At 46.2% G+C, this 19,108-nt stretch carries 22 protein-coding genes and 1 tRNA gene; 9 read left to right on the top strand and 14 right to left on the bottom strand.

What is annotated here, in order from left to right:
- Positions 1-66: 66 nt before the first annotated feature.
- The 4 genes from A2X74_RS04715 to A2X74_RS04700 form a co-directional block, all read right to left on the bottom strand.
- Positions 67-969 (bottom strand): hypothetical protein, encoded by a 903-nt coding sequence (locus tag A2X74_RS04715; protein ID WP_293626034.1) that lies wholly within the window; start codon positions 967-969, stop codon positions 67-69.
- Positions 970-971: 2 nt separating this feature from the next.
- Entirely contained in the window at positions 972-2,237 is a 1,266-nt protein-coding gene (locus A2X74_RS04710; RefSeq protein WP_293626032.1) for a site-specific integrase, read from the bottom strand.
- Positions 2,238-2,400: 163 nt separating this feature from the next.
- Positions 2,401-2,490, bottom strand: a tRNA-Ser gene (locus A2X74_RS04705).
- A 20-nt stretch (positions 2,491-2,510) separates the two neighbouring features.
- Positions 2,511-3,647: an NAD(P)/FAD-dependent oxidoreductase gene (locus A2X74_RS04700; protein ID WP_293626030.1), complete on the bottom strand. Its 1,137-nt coding sequence runs from the start codon at positions 3,645-3,647 to the stop codon at positions 2,511-2,513.
- Between the two features lie 140 nt (positions 3,648-3,787).
- On the opposite strand from A2X74_RS04700, the gene pgi reads away from it, so the two are divergent.
- The 5 genes from pgi (at position 3,788) to A2X74_RS04675 (ending at position 7,534) form a co-directional block, all read left to right on the top strand.
- Positions 3,788-5,278, top strand: coding sequence for a glucose-6-phosphate isomerase (gene pgi, locus A2X74_RS04695; RefSeq protein WP_293626028.1), 1,491 nt, complete (start codon positions 3,788-3,790; stop codon positions 5,276-5,278).
- Between the two features lie 32 nt (positions 5,279-5,310).
- Positions 5,311-5,481, top strand: a complete 171-nt coding sequence (locus tag A2X74_RS04690) for a hypothetical protein (protein ID WP_293626026.1) — start codon at positions 5,311-5,313, stop codon at positions 5,479-5,481.
- Positions 5,482-5,502: 21 nt separating this feature from the next.
- Positions 5,503-6,888: a phosphomannomutase/phosphoglucomutase gene (locus tag A2X74_RS04685; RefSeq protein ID WP_293626024.1), complete on the top strand. Its 1,386-nt coding sequence runs from the start codon at positions 5,503-5,505 to the stop codon at positions 6,886-6,888.
- Between the two features lie 71 nt (positions 6,889-6,959).
- Positions 6,960-7,217, top strand: a complete 258-nt coding sequence (locus A2X74_RS04680) for a type II toxin-antitoxin system CcdA family antitoxin (protein WP_293626023.1) — start codon at positions 6,960-6,962, stop codon at positions 7,215-7,217.
- A complete protein-coding gene (locus A2X74_RS04675; protein WP_293626021.1) occupies positions 7,217-7,534 on the top strand; it encodes a CcdB family protein in 318 nt (105 codons plus the stop codon). The genes A2X74_RS04680 and A2X74_RS04675 overlap by 1 nt, the downstream gene beginning before the upstream one ends.
- A 2-nt stretch (positions 7,535-7,536) precedes the next feature.
- Here A2X74_RS04675 and A2X74_RS04670 read toward each other — a convergent pair whose 3' ends face one another.
- The 3 genes from A2X74_RS04670 to A2X74_RS04660 form a co-directional block, all read right to left on the bottom strand.
- Positions 7,537-7,962: a hypothetical protein gene (locus A2X74_RS04670; protein ID WP_299764674.1), complete on the bottom strand. Its 426-nt coding sequence runs from the start codon at positions 7,960-7,962 to the stop codon at positions 7,537-7,539.
- 104 nt (positions 7,963-8,066) lie between these two features.
- Entirely contained in the window at positions 8,067-8,246 is a 180-nt protein-coding gene (locus tag A2X74_RS04665) for a type II toxin-antitoxin system mRNA interferase toxin, RelE/StbE family (RefSeq protein WP_293626016.1), read from the bottom strand.
- Positions 8,233-8,496: a type II toxin-antitoxin system RelB/DinJ family antitoxin gene (locus A2X74_RS04660; RefSeq protein WP_293626014.1), complete on the bottom strand. Its 264-nt coding sequence runs from the start codon at positions 8,494-8,496 to the stop codon at positions 8,233-8,235. The genes A2X74_RS04665 and A2X74_RS04660 overlap by 14 nt, the downstream gene beginning before the upstream one ends.
- A gap of 105 nt (positions 8,497-8,601) precedes the next feature.
- Here A2X74_RS04660 and nadA point away from each other — a divergent pair, with 105 nt between their 5' ends.
- From nadA to A2X74_RS04640, 4 genes are all read left to right on the top strand, one after another.
- Positions 8,602-9,729 (top strand): quinolinate synthase NadA, encoded by a 1,128-nt coding sequence (nadA, locus tag A2X74_RS04655; protein ID WP_293626011.1) that lies wholly within the window; start codon positions 8,602-8,604, stop codon positions 9,727-9,729.
- Between the two features lie 42 nt (positions 9,730-9,771).
- The gene (gene nadC, locus A2X74_RS04650; RefSeq protein ID WP_293626007.1) at positions 9,772-10,626 is read left to right on the top strand and encodes a carboxylating nicotinate-nucleotide diphosphorylase; all 855 of its coding nucleotides are present in this window, start codon (positions 9,772-9,774) and stop codon (positions 10,624-10,626) included.
- 74 nt (positions 10,627-10,700) lie between these two features.
- A complete protein-coding gene (locus A2X74_RS04645) occupies positions 10,701-10,991 on the top strand; it encodes a type II toxin-antitoxin system RelE/ParE family toxin (RefSeq protein ID WP_293626003.1) in 291 nt (96 codons plus the stop codon).
- A 9-nt stretch (positions 10,992-11,000) separates the two neighbouring features.
- On the top strand, positions 11,001-11,303 hold the full coding sequence (locus tag A2X74_RS04640; RefSeq protein ID WP_293625999.1) for an addiction module antidote protein: 303 nt from the start codon (positions 11,001-11,003) through the stop codon (positions 11,301-11,303).
- Position 11,304: 1 nt separating this feature from the next.
- On the opposite strand, the gene nadB is transcribed toward A2X74_RS04640, so the two are convergent.
- The 7 genes from nadB to A2X74_RS04605 all read right to left on the bottom strand — a co-directional run bounded on the left by nadB (position 11,305) and on the right by A2X74_RS04605 (position 19,100).
- A complete protein-coding gene (gene nadB / locus A2X74_RS04635; RefSeq protein ID WP_293625996.1) occupies positions 11,305-12,966 on the bottom strand; it encodes an L-aspartate oxidase in 1,662 nt (553 codons plus the stop codon).
- Positions 12,967-13,014: 48 nt separating this feature from the next.
- On the bottom strand, positions 13,015-13,242 hold the full coding sequence (locus A2X74_RS04630; RefSeq protein WP_293625992.1) for a hypothetical protein: 228 nt from the start codon (positions 13,240-13,242) through the stop codon (positions 13,015-13,017).
- A 2-nt stretch (positions 13,243-13,244) separates the two neighbouring features.
- Entirely contained in the window at positions 13,245-13,586 is a 342-nt protein-coding gene (gene mazF / locus A2X74_RS04625) for an endoribonuclease MazF (protein WP_293625989.1), read from the bottom strand.
- A complete protein-coding gene (locus A2X74_RS04620; protein WP_293625986.1) occupies positions 13,586-13,828 on the bottom strand; it encodes a PbsX family transcriptional regulator in 243 nt (80 codons plus the stop codon). The genes mazF and A2X74_RS04620 overlap by 1 nt, the downstream gene beginning before the upstream one ends.
- Positions 13,829-13,941: 113 nt before the next feature.
- Positions 13,942-16,836 (bottom strand): formate dehydrogenase subunit alpha, encoded by a 2,895-nt coding sequence (fdhF, locus tag A2X74_RS04615; RefSeq protein WP_293625983.1) that lies wholly within the window; start codon positions 16,834-16,836, stop codon positions 13,942-13,944.
- 36 nt (positions 16,837-16,872) lie between these two features.
- Positions 16,873-18,675: an NAD(P)H-dependent oxidoreductase subunit E gene (locus A2X74_RS04610; protein WP_293625980.1), complete on the bottom strand. Its 1,803-nt coding sequence runs from the start codon at positions 18,673-18,675 to the stop codon at positions 16,873-16,875.
- 200 nt (positions 18,676-18,875) lie between these two features.
- Positions 18,876-19,100 carry a hypothetical protein gene (locus A2X74_RS04605; RefSeq protein ID WP_293625977.1) on the bottom strand — a complete coding sequence of 75 codons (225 nt, stop codon included), beginning with the start codon at positions 19,098-19,100 and terminating at the stop codon, positions 18,876-18,878.
- Positions 19,101-19,108: the final 8 nt, after the last annotated feature.

Genomic DNA, 19,108 nt, shown 5'->3' with positions numbered 1-19,108 from the left:
TAATCAATTACCCTCTTATGCGGGGGCAAAGTAGGGTTTTGCGATGGGTGCTTTGCCCCCCTTTTTTTATTCACACCCTATTGCGGGGCGCTTTAGCGGAGAGCTAATTACGTTGTCCCAATACTCTGCATAGTTGAAATCCCGATACTCCCGATCACCAAGGAGTACCGCAACCATGGTACAAAAATCTTTGCGGGGAACCCTTCCAAATTCAGATTTAAGAGCGCTGTACAGGGGAGAAATCAAATTAACCTTCATCGACGCCGAAATAGGTCTGGTCACTTTTTGGGTAACCTGATTCCTTGCACTATAGGCACCAGCTTTGGCTTGGAATGCTAGCTTATCCAAGAGATCCCTTAATCCAATTTTTGATTGCTCATTTGCATACCAGGCCAGTTTTTGCTCCTGGGTAAGTTTGCCCCACGGTATACGCTTTGAATCTTCCGCTATCTGCGCACTCAAACGATTCACATTCGTAATGCATTCTGAATAAGAGGGCTCATTCAAACCTACCTCTATGTACCCTGTGTGATTCTCATGAATCTCCAGATCAGATCGATCAGAAAATTCCCATTCTAAGATTTGCTGATGTATGCGACTCACCATCCACCTGGCTTGTTCGCTACCATTAATTAAGGCAAGTAATTCTGCAATTTTTGCAACCAGCTGATTCATCTTTTGTAAATGAATCTTGGGGGAGTGATGATCTGGATCAGCACCCATGGTTCTAAAAATAACTGCGTGCGAAACAGCAGCTTCTATTTTTTTAATAAATGTTCGTGGGCTGGATGTACATTTTGGCAACAATCGACCCCAGACCTCCTTCATGCGCTCATCCGTACCAAGTCGACTGAAAATATTAATAATGTCATTCGTGAGGTTCTTATACCTTCCGTGATCATCTATTTCGCCAATACTGTTAATAAGCTCTGGCGGCGCCCATTTTGGAAATATTTTCTGAGTGGCCATCGTTAAGCTGACGCTAAATCAATCGATTGCCAAAGCGGAATAACATCATCAGTCTTCTCATGGATTGCATCACAATAATCAGCCCAATCTTTCATAAGTCGCATGTGCTTTTCTATTAAGTCATCGCGCTGATAGGCTCTAACCGTCTTGTCTCTTTCACAATGGGCTAGCGCCTTCTCCATAGCCTCAAAACTATGACTGGTCTTAGCGGCAGCCCATGAACGAAAGGTGGACCTAAAACCATGGACGGTAATTTTTCTCTCGCCATCATCTTTGTCTAAATAGTCAAAGTGGTACTTATTCATCGTGCCATCGCTAATGGTTTTACCCCTGCGTCCTGCAAATAAATATTCATTGCTACGAATCCCCTTTAACTCAGAGATCAACTCCATCGCCTGTCGAGACAAGGGGACGGTATGATAATCCCCGTTCTTCATACGATCACCTCTAATAGTCCATACGCCAATCTTCAAATCAAACTCATCCCAAGTAGCGCCAATGATTTGACTAGCGCGCCCACCCGTCAAAATTGCTAACTCAAGGGCTTTAGCCCCAATAGCACCCTCCTTGCGAAGCTTGACCATGAATTCACCAATCCTGTAATAATCCAAAGAGGCAAAGGGCTTTGGTTTTTGTACCTTACTTGGGGCTGGAAGCAATTGGCTTAAGTTTCCCTTCCATGCAGCAGGATTTTCACCCGAGCGCATATTCTGAACTTTAGCCCAATCAAGGATTTGCTCTAATCGACCACGCAATCTAACAGCCGTTTCATTCTTAGTAAGCCAAATTGGCTCAAGAATATTCATAATGTGAATGTTGGTAATTTCTGATGGATATAAATTACCGATTACGGGATTGGCATATGTTTTGATCGTATTACGCCATTGACTGACATGCTTTGAGTTGCGCCACTCCACTTCATGGGACTCAATATATTTAATCGCGCATTTTTCAAAAGTAAGTCGAGATTGGGCATTTTTAAGTGCCATGCGGTTTTCTCGCTTCTCAGCAACAGGATCAACACCACTCTCAATCTTCTCTATAACAGCTCTAGCCTTATCCCTAGCCTGCGCTAGGGTAACGGCCGGGTAAGCTCCTAAACCTATTTCAGGACGCTTGTTACCGACCTTTTTACGAAGAATCCATGACCTTGCGCCCGTCTTGGTGATTTGCAAGCCAAGCCCAGCGATAACTCCGACAGCATGAAAACCTACAGTATTTAGGCGGGAAACCTCCAGCGCACCTAGTTCTTTGGCAATTTTTGGCATTTGGCATTCCTATCTCAGGGAATGAAGCTACCCTTCATCCTACCCACCATAGATTATGCAATTTTATGAGAACTTATGCAAACTTGTGATGATTGACTTTGGGGTTAAGCCCTTATATACATTGGCTTTTCGGGTCTTTTTGAGAACCTGTGAGACTAGCCATTGGCGGAAGAGGTGAGATTCGAACTCACGGAGGACTTTCATCCTCGCCAGTTTTCAAGACTGGTGCATTCAACCGCTCTGCCACTCTTCCTTTGCGATTTGAGTCCTAGATTATAGAGAACTTTTGATTTGCGCCTCCAAATGCTGGGCAATAGCCAAGCAAGAGGTCAGGCCTGGGGACTCAAAGCCATAAAGGTTAAATAGGCCGTGAAGCTGATGCTGCTGGGGTCCTTCAAAGTAGAAATCTCCTGCCGGGGCGTTTGGCGGAACGATTTTGGCCCTGACACCAGAGTAATCAGCCTGCAAAGAGCCATCTTTTAGACCGGGCCAGTATTGCCTTACGGCAGCATAAAAGCCCTCTCCCCGCTTGGGATCAACCGTGTAGTTAATTTGGCTTTCTTGATCAATATCCAGCCATTCCACATCGGGACCAAACTTCGCCTGACCACCCATATCCAAGGTCAAGTGAACGCCTAATCCACCCGGCTCGGGGATTGGATAAATCAAATGACTGAATGGCGATTTTCCAGATAAAGAGAAGTAGTTGCCTTTTGCGAAGTAGGCTTTAGGTATCAAATCTTTCGAGAGACCTTCTATTTTTTGAGCTAGTGCTGGTGCACTCAGTCCAGCGCAATTAATCAACAACTTTGTTTGAATAGTCATGCCATCTGCACCGCCAATGGTGAGCTCAAAGCCCCCTTCAGCATTAGCACCGATCGGCTTTGCGCTTAACAATGGGGATTGATATGCAACCATGCCACCCGCATCTTCAAAACCGCCAAGTAATGAGAGCATGAGGCCATGGCTATCTACTACACCTGTGGAACCTGAGAGTACTGCTGCCTCACATTGCAGTTGTGGCTCAAGTACTTTAGCTTGATCCCCTGAAATCATCTTGATATCAGGCACTTGGTTGTTTTGGGCTTTATACAAAATAGCCTGAAGGTCATCTAGCTGGCTAGCATTGGCTGCCACGATGAGTTTGCCGTAGGCTTGTGTACTCACCTGATGACTGCGACAGTATTCATATAAAAGGCGATTACCCTCTACACATAGCTTGGCCTTGAGAGAATCCTTTGGGTAATAGATTCCAGCGTGAATGACTTCACTATTGCGTGCACTACTGATAGTTCCGAACGAATCCTCGCGCTCGAGCAAGATAGTTTCTCGACCCTGTAGTGCCATTTCTCGGGCAACCGCTAATCCAACCACTCCAGCGCCCACTACGACGCAATCAACCTGCTCCATTCGGCTATTCCTGACCTGATTTCAGATATGTCTCAATTTTGTAATGACTTTTACCTAAGCTAAAGCCTTGTTATTCATGAAATCGTAACATTTTCAGCGTTTTAAGGGGATTTTGACGCCCTTATTGATAAAATCTAGAAATGTCTGTGCAAGCCCAATTAGCTACCAAAAGTATTCACTCTGCCCTTGATGTGGTCCTCGATACCGCCTATCAAGGCATTGATGCCAGTAACTGGGTAAAACTATTTGCAAATGCACGTAAAGCCGGATTGGAACAGTTCATTGCAGATCTGTTCGCTGGCAAGCACATCAACAATAGCGAAGATCGCCCTGCCTTACATTCCGCACTTCGCAATCTCAGCAAAACTCCTGTATTGATCGACGGTAAAGATGTCATGCCAGCAGTTTCTGAAGTGTGGCATCGCATTGAAGCGTTGTGCAATAAGTGGGTTGGCGTAACTGATGTCATCCATATTGGCATTGGTGGATCCGACTTTGGTCCTCGCCTCGCTATTGAAGCTTTAGCCCATGTCCCCGGCATTGAGAGCCGCGGCATGCGCATGCATTTCTTGGCCAATATTGATACTGCCGAGTTAGCCCGCATTTTGGCGCGCGCTCAGCCTCATAGCACTCGCGTGATTGTGGTCTCAAAGTCATTTACGACTCTCGAGACTTCCATGAATGCCAAAGCCGTTGTGGCTTGGCTTAAAGATAGTGGCTGTACTCACAGTCAAATTGCACATGCTTTATATGCTGTCACTGCCAATATTCCTGCCGCCAAAGAATTTGGTGTAAGCGAAGAAAACATCTTTCCTTTTTGGGATTGGGTCGGCGGTCGTTATTCAGTTTGGTCAGCAGTTGGTCTGCCGATTGCTCTGCAATATGGCTTTGAAAATTTTAAGCAATTCTTAGCTGGCGCTGAAGCCATGGACCTGCATTTTAAGAATGCACCGTTAGAGGAAAATCTACCCGTCATCATGGCACTCTCTTTGCTATATCAGCAAGAGAAACATGACATCAAGGCTTATGCCGCTATTCCTTATGCTGATGCTTTAGATTGGTTTCCGAAGTGGTTGCAACAGCTGGACATGGAAAGTAATGGCAAGAGCGTTGATCGCAACGGCAAGCCTGTTAAGCATTCCTCGCCGGTGGTATTTGGCAGTGCTGGTAGTAATGCCCAGCACTCCTACTTCCAACTCTTTCACCAAGGTACTGAAATCATCCCAATTGACTTCATTGCTGTACGTGAACCCATGAGTGATCGGCCTGAGGCGATTGCACATCACCGTATTTTGCTATCGAACTGTTTAGCGCAAGCTCAAGCGCTAGCTAATGGCAAGACTGACAGCAATCCAAATAATGTTTACCCCGGCAAACGTCCTAGCAATCTCCTACTACTGCCTAAGCTCAATGCGTTTTATCTCGGCGCCCTACTTGCTCTATACGAAAACCGTGCAGCTACTCTAGGAGCACTCTGGAATATCAATAGCTTCGATCAGCCTGGTGTTGAGTACGGCAAAGTCCTTGCTAAGCCGATTGAGAAAGCCCTCGCAAGCCATCAACATGATATTGCGGCAAGTGCTGATATTGATGCTGTCACCGCCACTCGTATTAATTTATTAAATCCTTAAGATCTAATTCACATTCGTTGGGATTTCTAGTTATGGCAAGTAAAGTCAATAAGGTGGCACAGTCTGACAATAATGACTCGAGCAATTTGAGATCGAATTCACTCTCGCTAAGTCAAAAACTAGAACGCTTCGATATTCACCTACATGGTGGCGAGCTGATGGCCGCCCCATTGACTGGTATCGAAATTTTCAACGCAGAATAACTATTCAATACTGGATTAACCGTGCAACTATCCCCCTCAATTTTTAAAGCATATGACATCCGCGGCATTATTGATGAGACCTTAGATCCCTCTATCGCCAAACTAATTGGTCAAGCATTTGGCACTGAAATGTGTGAGCTTGGTGAAACCGATATCGTTATCGGTCGCGATGGCCGCCTATCTGGCCCTAGCCTGATTGAAGCGCTAACTGAAGGCCTGCTCTCTATTGGCATCAATGTGATTGATTTGGGCATGGTTGCTACGCCAATGGTGTACTTTGCTGCTAACCACACCATTGGTGGCAAGACGCCGAAGTCCGGCATCATGATTACTGGCAGCCATAATCCCCCGAACTACAACGGCTTCAAAATGGTTTTGGGAACAGCGGCGATTTACGGGGAAAAAATTCAGGATTTGCGTAAGCGCATTGAATCAAAGAAGTTTGCTACTGGCCAAGGCGCCCGAAGCACCTTTGATATTTTCCCGATGTATATCAATTACATCGTAGGAGATATCAAGCTCGCTCGCCCCATGAAGATTGCGGTAGATTGCGGTAATGGTGTTGGTGGCGCCTTCGCAGGAAAACTTTTCCGCGCCCTGGGTTGCGAAGTACAAGAATTATTCTGTGAAGTCGATGGTCATTTCCCCAATCACCATCCTGATCCTGCTCATATTGAAAACTTACAAGATCTCATCAAGAATTTGCAGACTACCGATAATGAATTAGGTCTCGCCTTTGATGGCGATGCCGATCGTTTGGGCGTTGTCACTAAAGATGGTCAGGTGATCTTCCCAGATCGTCAGATGATGTTGTTTGCTAAGGATGTCCTTTCCCGCAATCCAGGCGGTCAAATTATTTACGATGTGAAGTGCACCCGCAACCTGGCAACTTACGTAAAAGGACATGGTGGCGAACCTATCATGTGGAAAACTGGCCATTCCCTAGTTAAAGCGAAGTTAAAGGAAACTGGCGCCCCACTCGCTGGCGAGATGAGCGGCCATATCTTCTTTAAAGACCGTTGGTTTGGCTTTGATGATGGCCTTTATACGGGTGCACGCTTGTTGGAAATCCTCAGCAAGGAAAAGAATCCGAGCGACACCCTCAATAACTTACCGAATGCGATCTGCACCCCGGAGTTACAGCTGGCTTGTGCTGAAGGTGAACCTTTTGCCTTGCTAGAAACTATTAAAGCCAATGCCAAGTTCCCAACATCAGAATCAATTAATACGATTGATGGCGTGCGCGTGGAATACGCCGATGGCTTTGGTCTGGCTAGGCCCTCTAATACCACCCCGGTGGTAGTAATGCGCTTTGAGGCAGATAGTGAAGAAGCAATTAAACGTATTCAGGCGGAGTTTAAGACTGTTTTATTGGCCGCAAAGCCTGAAGCGAAGTTGCCTTTCTAGAACCCCCATAGCAATACCCACACAATTTATGCGCATATTGACTGCGTATAAATTATGCGTACAATTGAGTCATGATCATCCATGACTCCACCCGCATTCAAGATAAGGCCCTAAAAAAGGCGACTAACCTCACCTTAAATACCGAGGTGTTAGCCGAAGCAAAAAAATTGGGCATCAATATATCAAAGGCATGCGATGCCTTTTTGGAGTCGCTTGTAAAACAAGAAAAAGAGCGTCGTTGGAAACTAGAAAACGCAGAATTTATTGCTAGCTATAACAAGACCATTGAAGATGAAGGCCTCCCCTTGGACAGCTGGAGAACTTTCTAATGGCCAGATTTAGCATTTATGAAAATACTGGTGAGCACGCCAAAAATACGCCATTCTTGGTAGATGTACAAACAGATCTACTAAGTGGCTTGGATACCAGGATGGTGATTCCACTAAGAAAAGCCAGTCTCTATAAAAAGATAAAGCTTCCACAAGATTTAATACCCATCTTCTCAATCAAAGGCGATGAATTTGCTTTAGAGACACCAAAGATGGCTGCAGTTCCAAGAAAAATTCTGAAAAAGGAAATTGGCAGCCTAAAGAGTCAGCAGCATCAAATCATCACAGCAATCGATAGACTCTTTCACGGGTTCTAAACCTAATGCACAGAGGGCTTCTTAGTCTCTTGCGCGGCAATCTCAACTCCGGTATCAGACTTCACCACCAAAGGAACATCACCCCACTTGGCATGCTCGCGCAACTGATTCAATAAGGCACACAGAGCCTGCAATGTGGGACCCGCCATCTTGACGTTGAGATTGGCGCCGCCAGGTAAAACGAGATCTAGCGATACTCCGTCCTCGAGACCCTGCTTCTCAGGAGTGCATTTAGCATCCATTACAAGCAAAGGATCAGCCCCTAAGGGGTAGTTTGAGGCAGGTTGAAAGGCCTCAGATTTTGAAACGCCCTGCGACTCTGGATTACCCTGCATGACTTCTTTGTCAAAATCGGCAATGGCCTTTGCTACATCAGGAGTGTGCATTTTTTCTAAATTATTGACCGTGAGATGTTGGGTCGCCGCCAAGATAAACAACGTGATTCGACGAGTGAACCCAGTCTAGTGAGTATGAGTATTTCTGGGTTGGGCTTCGCATATACGAGAAGTAGATCGGGCTTGATGCGACAATCTCAAAAATCTTTCCACCGCCCTATTAAGGCATGATCAAAATAACGCGCTGGCAATTCAAGACCATCTATTAAGAGGTTAAGCACCTCAATCAATTCCGATGCCAACTGAGATCTGTATCTCCCTTGTATTTCTCGCTTGTAGTCTTTTTTAAATTGAGTGGTGCGCTCAATCCTCCTCATTCAAATCTTTTAATAATCCCTTTACCGATCCGAATGACATTAGTTGTCGCTCCCTCGCCTCTCTCATGGCCGCTATAGTCTTTTCATTTGGGACCAAGGGCTCAAACGGGAGTGACTTTTCAATCGCTACCCTTGTCAACATCATCCTCAGAGCATCAGACACTGTTAATCCCATCGCCTCCAGCACAAGGCTCGCCTCATTCTTAATACCCTGATCTATCCGAGCGCGCACCACCGCATTAGCAGCCATATTTATTCCTCAGGTATCTTTCAATTATATGTAGCTACATTGTAGCTACATATAATTGAATATTCAAGCCGATTAAATCCATGCCCAAGGAGGCTAAAATTGCATATGACCTCTACAGTTAGCGCCCCTATTGCCTTTGATTACCCCCAGCAAAATGCTGCTGGTGTGACCTGTACCGCCCAAGCCTGGGCTAAAACACCCCCTCCATTGCATGGAGAACATAAATCTGCAGTGATTGCACGTATTAAGCAGTTACTGATTGAGAAAGATGCTGCATTGGTAGCGCACTACTATGTCGATGGTGATATTCAAGATTTGGCTTTAGCAACAGGTGGTTTTGTTTCTGACTCTTTGGAGATGGCTCGCTTTGGCAAGAATCATTCAGCCAAGAATTTGATTGTGGCTGGTGTGCGCTTCATGGGTGAGTCTGCCAAGATTCTCAGCCCTGAGAAGCGCGTCTTTATGCCGGATTTAGAGGCTACCTGCTCTCTCGATTTAGGCTGTGATGCAAATCACTTTGCTGCATTTAGAGCTTTGCATTCTGACCGTACAGTGGTGGTCTACGCAAATACCAGTGCCGCCGTTAAAGCACAGGCTGATTGGATGGTGACCAGTTCATGCGCCTTGGCAATCGTTCATCAATTACATCTTGAAGGCAAGAAAATTCTTTGGGCACCTGATCGTCATTTAGGTCGCTACATTCAAGAGCAAACTGGTGCCGATATGTTGCTTTGGAATGGCGCTTGTATTGTTCATGATGAATTTAAAGCCGTTGAATTAGAAATGTTGATGGCGGCACATCCTAATGCCATGGTTCTAGTTCACCCTGAATCTCCCCAAGCTGTAGTCGACCTTGCAGACGTTGTAGGCTCTACCTCCGCCATGATTAAGGCTGTAGTGGAAGGCAGTGCTAGCGAATATATTGTGGCCACGGACAATGGCATCTTGCATCGTATGCGTCAGCTGGCTCCAAATAAGATTTTGATTGAGGCCCCCACTGCTGGCGATAGCGCCACCTGTAAGAGCTGTGCGCACTGCCCTTGGATGGCCATGAATGGTTTGCAGGGAATTTTGGATTGTTTAGAGAATGCTTCTGGTGAAATCTTCGTCGAAGAAGGTGTTCGAGTGAAAGCATTAGATTGCATTGAGCGCATGCTGGAATTCACACAAAAATATCCTGATCTTCTAGCTAAAGCACAGCATGGCTTTGTGAAAAACATTGGTGTTGCTTAGTTGTTATCTTTTGATATTTTCTTAATGTAGATCGATTTATTCATGTTTGAGTACAACGAATCCTTAGAGCAGGCCCGTCATCGCAATATTCAGGATGCCTTGATGGAAGACATCGGCACAGGTGACTGGACAGCCATGCTCGTTCCCAGCAAGCCTGTTCATGCACAGCTCATTGTTCGTCAAGAAGCTGTTCTCTGTGGAGTAGATTGGTTTGATGGCACTCTCAAGAAACTAGATCCCAATGCAAAAGTCACCTGGCATTACTCAGAGGGTGATTTAATGAAGCCCGATAGCAAAGTCTGTGACATTGAAGCTGACTCACGTGCCCTCCTTTCTGCCGAACGTCCCTGCATCAACTTCCTACAAACCCTCTCTTGGACTGCCAGTATTGCGCGTCAGCATGTGGAGGCAATTGCGGGTGTAAGCCCCAATCCTAATGGCTGCGCGGTGCTAGATACCCGCAAAACAATTCCTGGGCTACGTCGTGCTCAAAAGTATGCAGTGCTAGTAGGTGGCGGTCAAAATCAACGCCTGGCTTTATGGCATGGCATTCTGATTAAAGAGAATCACATTGCTGCGGCAGGCGGTGTCGCTGCTGCCATTCAAGCGGCGCAAGCTCTTAACTCGGGAGTGGATATTCAGGTAGAGGTCGAGAATTTTGCTGAGCTTGAAGAAGCCTTAAATGCGGGTGCAAAAAGCATCTTGATTGATAACTTCACCACTGAACAGATGAAGGAAGCCGTTGCCTTTACCAAAGGACGCGCACTACTGGAAGCATCTGGTGGTATCAACTTAGATCAGATGCGCGCCATTGCTGCTACCGGCGTTGATCGTATCTCCTTAGGAAAACTCACAAAGGATATTCAGGCAGTGGATTTCTCGATGAGAATTTTATAAGTCAATCCCCCCATTCCCGGATCAACATCAAGACTATTCTTTGACTTAGTGTATCCTATTGGATACACTAAGGTATGATCGAAATTAGAAAAACAGAGGAATTTATAGTCTGGCTTGATAACCTATTTGATTTAACAGCAAGAGCAAAGATACAAGCAAGAATCAAAAGGTTATCCGAAGGAAATCCGGGCGATACTAAATCAGTAGGTGAAAAAGTATTTGAGATGAGGATTGACTTTGGCCCCGGGTACCGGGTGTACTACACCAAACAGGGCCAGAAAATTACCATTCTATTATTGGGTGGCGATAAAAAATCACAAAATCAAGATATCAAACTAGCCCAACGTTTAGCGAGAAATCTATAAAAGACTATTATGAAAAAAACAATCACAACACCATATGATGTAGCTGAACATCTACGCACACCAAAAGAAATGGCCGCCTACCTAGAGGCCTGTATAGAAGAGGCAAATGGAGATGCTGCATTTATTGCCAAGGCACTAGGGGATATTGCAAGAGCCAAAGGAATGACTCAGGTTGCTAGAGATTCAGGGCTAACTAGAGAGAGCCTATATAAATCCCTCTCAGGCGAAAGAAGCCCAGGTTTTGATACCATCCTTAAAGTCATTGCTGCATTAGGCTTAAGCCTTCATGCTGCACCCGCTATCAAAAAATAAATTAAGTCTCCGGATTTTCTGAAGTGCCTTCAGCCTGAGGCGTCAGTATGGTTGGATAGGAAACTGCCCAAGTGCCTGGGTAATCACGGCTGTAATGCAATCCCCTACTCTCTCTGCGCATCAGGGCTGATCTCACAATCAGCTCTGCACATTCCAGTAGGTTGCGCAACTCGATCAAGTCGCGCGTGACTTTAAAGTTGGCGTAATACTCTTGAACTTCGTATCTGAGGAGTTTGATACGATGTAATGCACGCTCTAGCCTTCGATTGGTTCTCACGATACCAACGTAGTTCCACATCAACGAACGCAGCTCATCCCAGTTATGGGAAATAACGACTTGCTCATCAGCATCTTCTACCTGACTCTCATCCCACAGTGGAAGTTTTGGCATTAGGGGTGTTTTGAGTTGTGAGATATCTTCAGCAGCAGCTTTACCAATCACCACACACTCTAGCAATGAATTGCTGGCCAATCGATTAGCGCCATGAAGCCCCGTATAGGTCGCCTCACCGACAGCATATAAGCCTGGCAAGTCCGTTCTTCCTTTGAGATCTGTCACCACACCGCCGCAGGTGTAGTGCGCTGCAGGCACCACAGGTATGGGTTCTTTGGTGATATCCAGACCCAGAGTCATACAACGGGCATAGATCATTGGGAAATGCTCTTTAATAAATTCTTCACCCAAATGGGTGGCATCCAAATGCACGTAATCTAAGCCGTGCTTCTTCATCTCAAAGTCAATGGCTCGGGCAACAATGTCACGAGGAGCCAACTCATTGCGCTCATCATGCTCAGGCATAAAGCGCGTGCCATTTGGCAGCTTGAGTAAGCCACCCTCTCCCCGCATTGCTTCGGTGATCAGGAAGGTGCGATCACTCGGGTGATACAAGCATGTCGGATGAAATTGAATAAATTCCATATTACCGACACGGCAACCTGCACGCCAAGCCATAGCAATGCCATCGCCAGTAGCAGTATCAGGATTGCTCGTGTAGCGATAGACCTTACCCACACCACCAGTGGCTAATACCACTGACTTGGCTTCAATTGTTTCTACGCGATTGTTTTGAATATCTAAGGCATACACACCGTAGCAACGATTGGGCTTAGTGCGCTGCGTCTTTACATCTAGATGGCGATTGGTAATCAGATCTAAAGCAATCCAGTGCTCCAAGATCTGAATATTTTTATGTGCTTTTGCTTTATCCAGCAACACTTCATGAATTGCTTTACCCGTAGCATCTGCAGCATGCGCAATACGACGGTGGCTATGGCCGCCCTCGCGAGTTAAATGCAAACCCATTGGTCCTGACTCATCGGTAGTAAACGGTACACCCTGCTCTACCAACCAACGAATTGCTTCGGCACTTTCTTCAGCGATATAACGTGCGGTTGATTCGACTACGAGACCTGCGCCTGCATCTAAGGTGTCAGCCACATGAGAATCAATACTGTCATGCTCTTTATCCACCACCCCCACAATGCCACCTTGTGCCCAAGCCGTTGCCGCTTCGCCAAGGCCACGCTTGGCCATGAGAATCACCGGCTGGGACTCGGCCAAGTGTAGGGCAACAGTGAGACCAGCTAAGCCTGCACCAATAATGAGAACAGGAAGCTCTGCTTTGCTATCAGCTTGGGGGATTGAGGGTTTTGAACTGGCCATGGAGGGTTAATTCTAAAGGGCAATCATGATTTGGGTATTTTTATCCCGTTAATCAGTCGCGCGAGGGATAAAAGGTATAAATCCCTTACTTTTCGCCTCACTAAGAGACGTCAAACACTCAGCCACAAAGGTGGTTGGCAATTCTGGATTTTCTATACATGCCTTACCTAGCCTTACCCAAAAATTAACTTGCTGATCAATAGCATGAATATTGCTTTCCTTGCGAAGCAGTGCCAGCATATGCCCACTTAAATTCAAATGAACTAATTGCGACATATTTACACTATTGAAAGAAGTGCCTTAGCCTTACTTCGCACCTCAGCAAGGGCAAAAGTACTGACTGCACCCTTATATTTCGCTTTTCGAGTTTTCCAATCCAAGGACTTAACTTGATCAGAAAGAATCGCGGATTGAATGCCATCAATTTCCACCAAAACTTCAAATGGATAGCCCTTAATTTTCGTAGTCAAGGGGCAACAAATCATCAAATTTGTTTTCTTGTTATACGCTTCTGGCGTTAAAACCACTGCGGGACGTCGCCCGGCTTGTTCGTGTCCAGATTGAGGATCAAACTCTAACCAAACAATATCTCCCGCATTTGGAGTATAAGTCTTAGCCATCAGAGTAATTCTTCACCTACGGGCCCACCAAAATCATTTTCATGATGAAGATTTTTCGCAGTTATCCCAGCTAGCAATTCATCAAGCTGGTATTCCTTCTGAACAATCGGCTCAATAACGATTCGACCTCTCTGAACCTTAACCGAGACAAGCTGATCAATATTCAAGTGGGCAGACTTCATGACAGCAGTATTTAGACGCAACGCGGGACTATTGCCCCACTTTTTAATAATGGTTTGCATGGATGCACCCTTCTTTAAAATGTATCTACATTGTATCTACACTTCTACAGATGGTCAAACCTAAAAATAAAAACCCCCACCTTAAAGATGGGGTTTGGTTGAAGCGCTATCTTTTACGAAACCGATGTAGCCTTTTGCCTCTTAGGATCATTCGTGCCGTATCCCATAAACACTGAAGCTTGACCACCTTTAGCAAGTTTGACTGCGCAGTACTTAAACTCCGGAATCTTGCCAAATGGATCCAATGCAGGATTGGTAATCAGATTGGCAGCTGCCTCAAAGTAAGCAAATGGAATAAAGATCACACCACGAGGTGTGCCGTCATCCCTACGCACATGAATACCTACCTCACCACGGCGCGACTGAACGGTAATGACATCACCAGCAGAAACGCCTAGCTGAGTCATATCTTCGCCATTCATGGACACGGTAGCCATAGGCTCAATCGCATCTAGTACGGTTGCACGGCGCGTCATACTGCCGGTATGCCAATGCTCTAACTGACGACCAGTAATCAGCACAAATGGATACTCCGCATCTGGGCGCTCATTTGCAGGAATGATATCGGCTGGCACTAACTTCACTCTGCCATCTTTGGTATCAAACTTGTCATTAAACACAATCGGACGACCTGGATCTTCAGCAGATAAGCATGGGTAAGTTACGCTAGATTCTTTTTCCAGGCGTTCCCAAGTAATACCGTTAATTGCTGCATGCATTGCTTGACGCATCTCATCATAGACTTCTGCAACACCATCATCTGGGCCCTGGTAATTCCAATTGAGACCCATGCGTTTAGCAATCTCTTGAATGATCCATAAATCAGGCTTCGCATCACCAGGTGGATTAATTGCCTTCTTACCCATTTGCACCATACGGTCGGTATTGCTTGCAGTGCCAACCTTCTCTGGCCATGCGCTTGCAGGCAATACTACGTCTGCTAGCAATGCTGTCTCAGTCATGAAGATGTCCTGTACAACTAAGAGATCTAATGAAGCTAAAGCATGGCGAGCATGATTCAAATCAGGATCACTCATTGCAGGGTTCTCACCCTCAACATACATCCCGCGAATCTTATCGGGGTCACTATCTGGAGCAGTGATCTTATGCATGATCTCTACAACGGTGTAACCCGGCTTCTTATCTAATGGCGTATCCCAGAACTTCTCAAACCAAGCATGCGCTTCTGGGTTATCTACGCGCTGGTAGTTCGGGAACATCATCGGAATCAAGCCGGCATCACTGGCGCCCTGAACATTGTTCTGACCACGCAATGGATGTAAACCAGAACCTGGCTTACCAATTTGACCAGTGATACTAACCAAGGCAATTAAGCAACGGGCATTATCAGTTCCATGAACGTGTTGACTTACACCCATGCCCCACAAAATCATTGCTGACTTCGTAGTAGCAAACTCGCGTGCTACTTCACGCAAGGTCTCTGCCGGAATACCGCAGATTGGTGCCATTGCTTCTGGACTATAGCCCTTGATATTTTCTTTAAGAGCTTCAAAGTTATTCGCACGATTGGCAATAAATTCTTTATCAGCAAGGCCTTCTTCAATGACCGTATATATCATGGCATTGAGCATGGCAACGTCAGTATCTGGCTTGAATTGCATTGTGCGCCAAGCATGCTTAGCAATATCCGTCTTACGCGGATCGCACAACACAATCTTCGCACCACGCTTAGCGGCGTTCTTGAACCAAGTAGCAGCTACCGGGTGATTTGCGGTTGGATTTGATCCAATCAACAAGATCAAGCTAGAGTGCTCTACATCGTTCACTTGATTACTTACCGCACCAGAACCAACACCTTCTAATAGCGCAGCCACAGAAGATGCATGGCACAGACGCGTGCAATGGTCTACGTTATTACTACCAAAGCCAGTACGCACCAGCTTCTGGAACAAATACGCTTCTTCATTGCTGCCTTTAGCAGAGCCAAAGCCAGCTAATACCTTATTGCCGTATTGATCTTTAAGTTTCTTGAGGCCGCCACCGGCAACTTCCAAGGCCTCTTCCCAAGTTGCTTCACGGAAGATGTTGGACCAATCCTGATTGCCTTCGAGTAAGGCTTCGTCTTTAGCAACCCCAGCCTTACGAATCAGCGGCTTAGTTAAGCGCTGTGGGTTATGGATATAGTCCATACCAAAGCGACCTTTAACGCAAAGACGATTGTGGTTAGCTGGGCCATCACGACCTTCAACGCTCACAATTTTTTCATCTTTAACGTTATAGGTAATTTGACAGCCAACGCCGCAGAAAGGACATACTGAATCCACTTTACGATCTACTGTTTGCGAACCAATCAAACCCTTAGGCATTAATGCGCCTGTTGGACAAGCCTGCACACACTCTCCACAAGCAACGCAAGTACTATCGCCCATTGGATCATTCAGATCAAATACGATCTCACTATGCGCGCCACGCATTGCGTAGCCGATCACATCATTCACCTGCTCTTCACGGCAAGCGCGCACACATCGGTTACATTGAATACACGCATCTAAGTTCACCGCCATTGCTGGGTGAGATACGTCATTGCTGACTTTTTCACGGCGCAATGCCTTGAGCTCAGGGCGTACCGTAACATCCATACGAGCAGCCCAAGTACTGAGCTCACCGTGTTGGTTTTTTTGCTCCTCTTCCTTACTATCGCCAACCCACTTAAATCCTTCATCTGGCATATCGGATAAGAGCATCTCCAACACGAGCTTTTGACTCTTCAATGCACGCTCGCTATTAGCTTTGACATCCATTCCTGGAGTGGCGCTTCGGCAGCAACTTGGCGCTAAGGTACGCTCACCATTAATCTCCACAACACAGGCGCGGCAGTTACCGTCAGGACGATAGCCATCTTTGAAGCACAGATGCGGAATATCAATACCATGGCGTTTAGCCGCCTTGAGAATGGTCTCACCTTCGTAAGAAATGATGGTTTGACCATCTAGCTTGAACTCTACGGTTTGCAACTCAAGCTCTTTAGGATTTACTGGTGCGTTCATATTTGTCTCGTTTTTCCCTTGGTGATTTGTCGCTGATTAAGCAACTTCTTGCGGGAAATATTTAGCAATACAGCGAATTGGATTGGGTGCAGCTTGGCCTAGACCGCAGATGGAGGCATCAACCATCACAGCTACTAAGTCTTCTAAAGTTTCTTTATCCCAAGACTTGGACTGCATGAGCTTGGCAGCCTTACTCGTACCCACACGACATGGCGTGCACTGACCACAACTCTCATGCTCAAAGAAGTGCATGACGTTGAGCGCCATATCACGTGCTTTGTCTTTATCCCCAAAGACCATGACTGCAGCTGAACCAATAAAGCATCCGTAGGGCTGCAAGGTATCAAAGTCAAGCGGGATGTCGTTCATGGTTGCTGGCAAGATGCCACCAGAAGCGCCGCCTGGCAAGTAACCGTAGAACTGATGACCATCCTGCATGCCACCACAGTACTCATCAATCAATTCCTGAATCGTGATGCCAGCAGGAGCAAGCTTCACGCCAGGGTTCTTGACTCGGCCGCTGACGCTATAGCTACGCAAGCCTTTGCGATCATGGCGACCAAAAGAGCTAAACCACTCTGGGCCACGCTGAACAATGTCACGCACCCAGTAGAGAGTTTCAAAGTTGTGCTCCAGTGTTGGACGACCAAATAGTCCCACTTGAGCAATGTATGGAGGACGCATACGAGGTTCGCCACGCTTACCTTCGATGCTTTCAATCATGGCGGATTCTTCACCGCAAATGTAAGCACCGGCACCACGACGCAACTCGATCAATGGCAACTTAAATGGGGGGTTAGCCTTGAGCTTAGACAACTCGGCTTCGAGTAATTCACGGCAACCGTGATACTCATCACGCAAATAAATATAGCAAGCATCAATACCCACTACATTGGCTGCAATCAGTAAACCTTCCAAGAAACGATGTGGGTCACGCTCTAAATAAGTACGGTCTTTAAATGTACCTGGCTCACCTTCATCAATATTTACCGCCATCAACTTAGGCGCAGCTTGATCCTTCACAATCCGCCACTTACGCCCCGCCGGGAAACCTGCACCACCAAGACCACGAAGACCAGAATTTTCCATGGCCTTAATGATGCTCTCAGCATCTTTTTTGCCATCAATAATTTCTTTGGCTAAAGCATATCCACCTTGTGCGCGATAAGACTCATAACCAACATAGTCTGGAGAGACTGCCTGATTTTCACCTTGAGGAGATACACCTTTTTCGGCCAAAGCTGCTGGATCAAAATTGGCACTGTCCTTGGCCATTGGTTGGGTCGTCAGATTATTTTTGACGGCAGCACTCACTTTGTCGGCGGTAGCAAACAATACTGGGTACTGGTGCACTACCGCTACAGGCGCTTGCTCACAACGGCCTACGCATGGGGCTGCAACTACTTTGACTTTAGGATTACCTAAAATTGTTGGTAACTTTGCCAATAGGTTTTGTGCACCAGCTAATTCACATGCAATGCCATCACACACACGCACCGTGATGTCGGCAACAGGATCATTGCCACGTACCACTTCAAAGTGATGATAGAAAGTGGCAACTTCGTAAACTTCAGCCATCGGCAAATTCATTTCTTTTGCGAGGGCAACTAAATGACGGTCATGCAAAGCACGGTATTCATCATTGAGCTTATGTAAATTTTCTATTAATAAATCACGGCGATGAGGCGCATCACCAATCAACTGGCGAACCTCGGCTAAAGAGGTGTCATCTGCTTGACGGCCTTTGAGCTTGCTCTTGCGACGAATGGTTTCCCTTAAGTCATCCGCAGTTGCGACAGCAACAGCCTGGATCTCTCCAGAGGGTTTTGGGTGATTCATAGTTTTAGTCTCTAATTTCTTATCGCAATAATGATGCTGTTTTATGTGCACAAAGCCTGGCTTGAGAACGCCTGAAATAACGAACAATGATTTGCCGCGCTATATATAGGAAATCCCCAAAATCACGAATGATTTTGGGTTATTTCTACACTCAAGTCCTTGACGGAGCTCAAGTGAATATATTCAGGGTAAACCCTAGGTTAAATAACTGATGGGGACGGCTGGTCGCCAGGTGGGAGTGAGTAGTCCAACTTGCGCTCATAAACGCGCGCCTTAAAGCACTCGTTGTATCCCTTGCTACCAATTTGCCAGCCAATCGAAGTGCAGTCATCTTGGGCTGCTGACTCAATGGAGCCACATCCAGCCAGGGTAATGGCAGCAAAAGAGGCAAGAATGACTAAGGGGCGCAATGTAGGTAAATTCATACCTCAAG

Source organism: Polynucleobacter sp. GWA2_45_21, assembly GCF_001830325.1.
GTDB lineage: Bacteria > Pseudomonadota > Gammaproteobacteria > Burkholderiales > Burkholderiaceae > Polynucleobacter.
The sequence above is the reverse complement of the archived record's forward strand: the minus strand, read 5'-3'. Positions and strand labels throughout refer to the sequence as shown.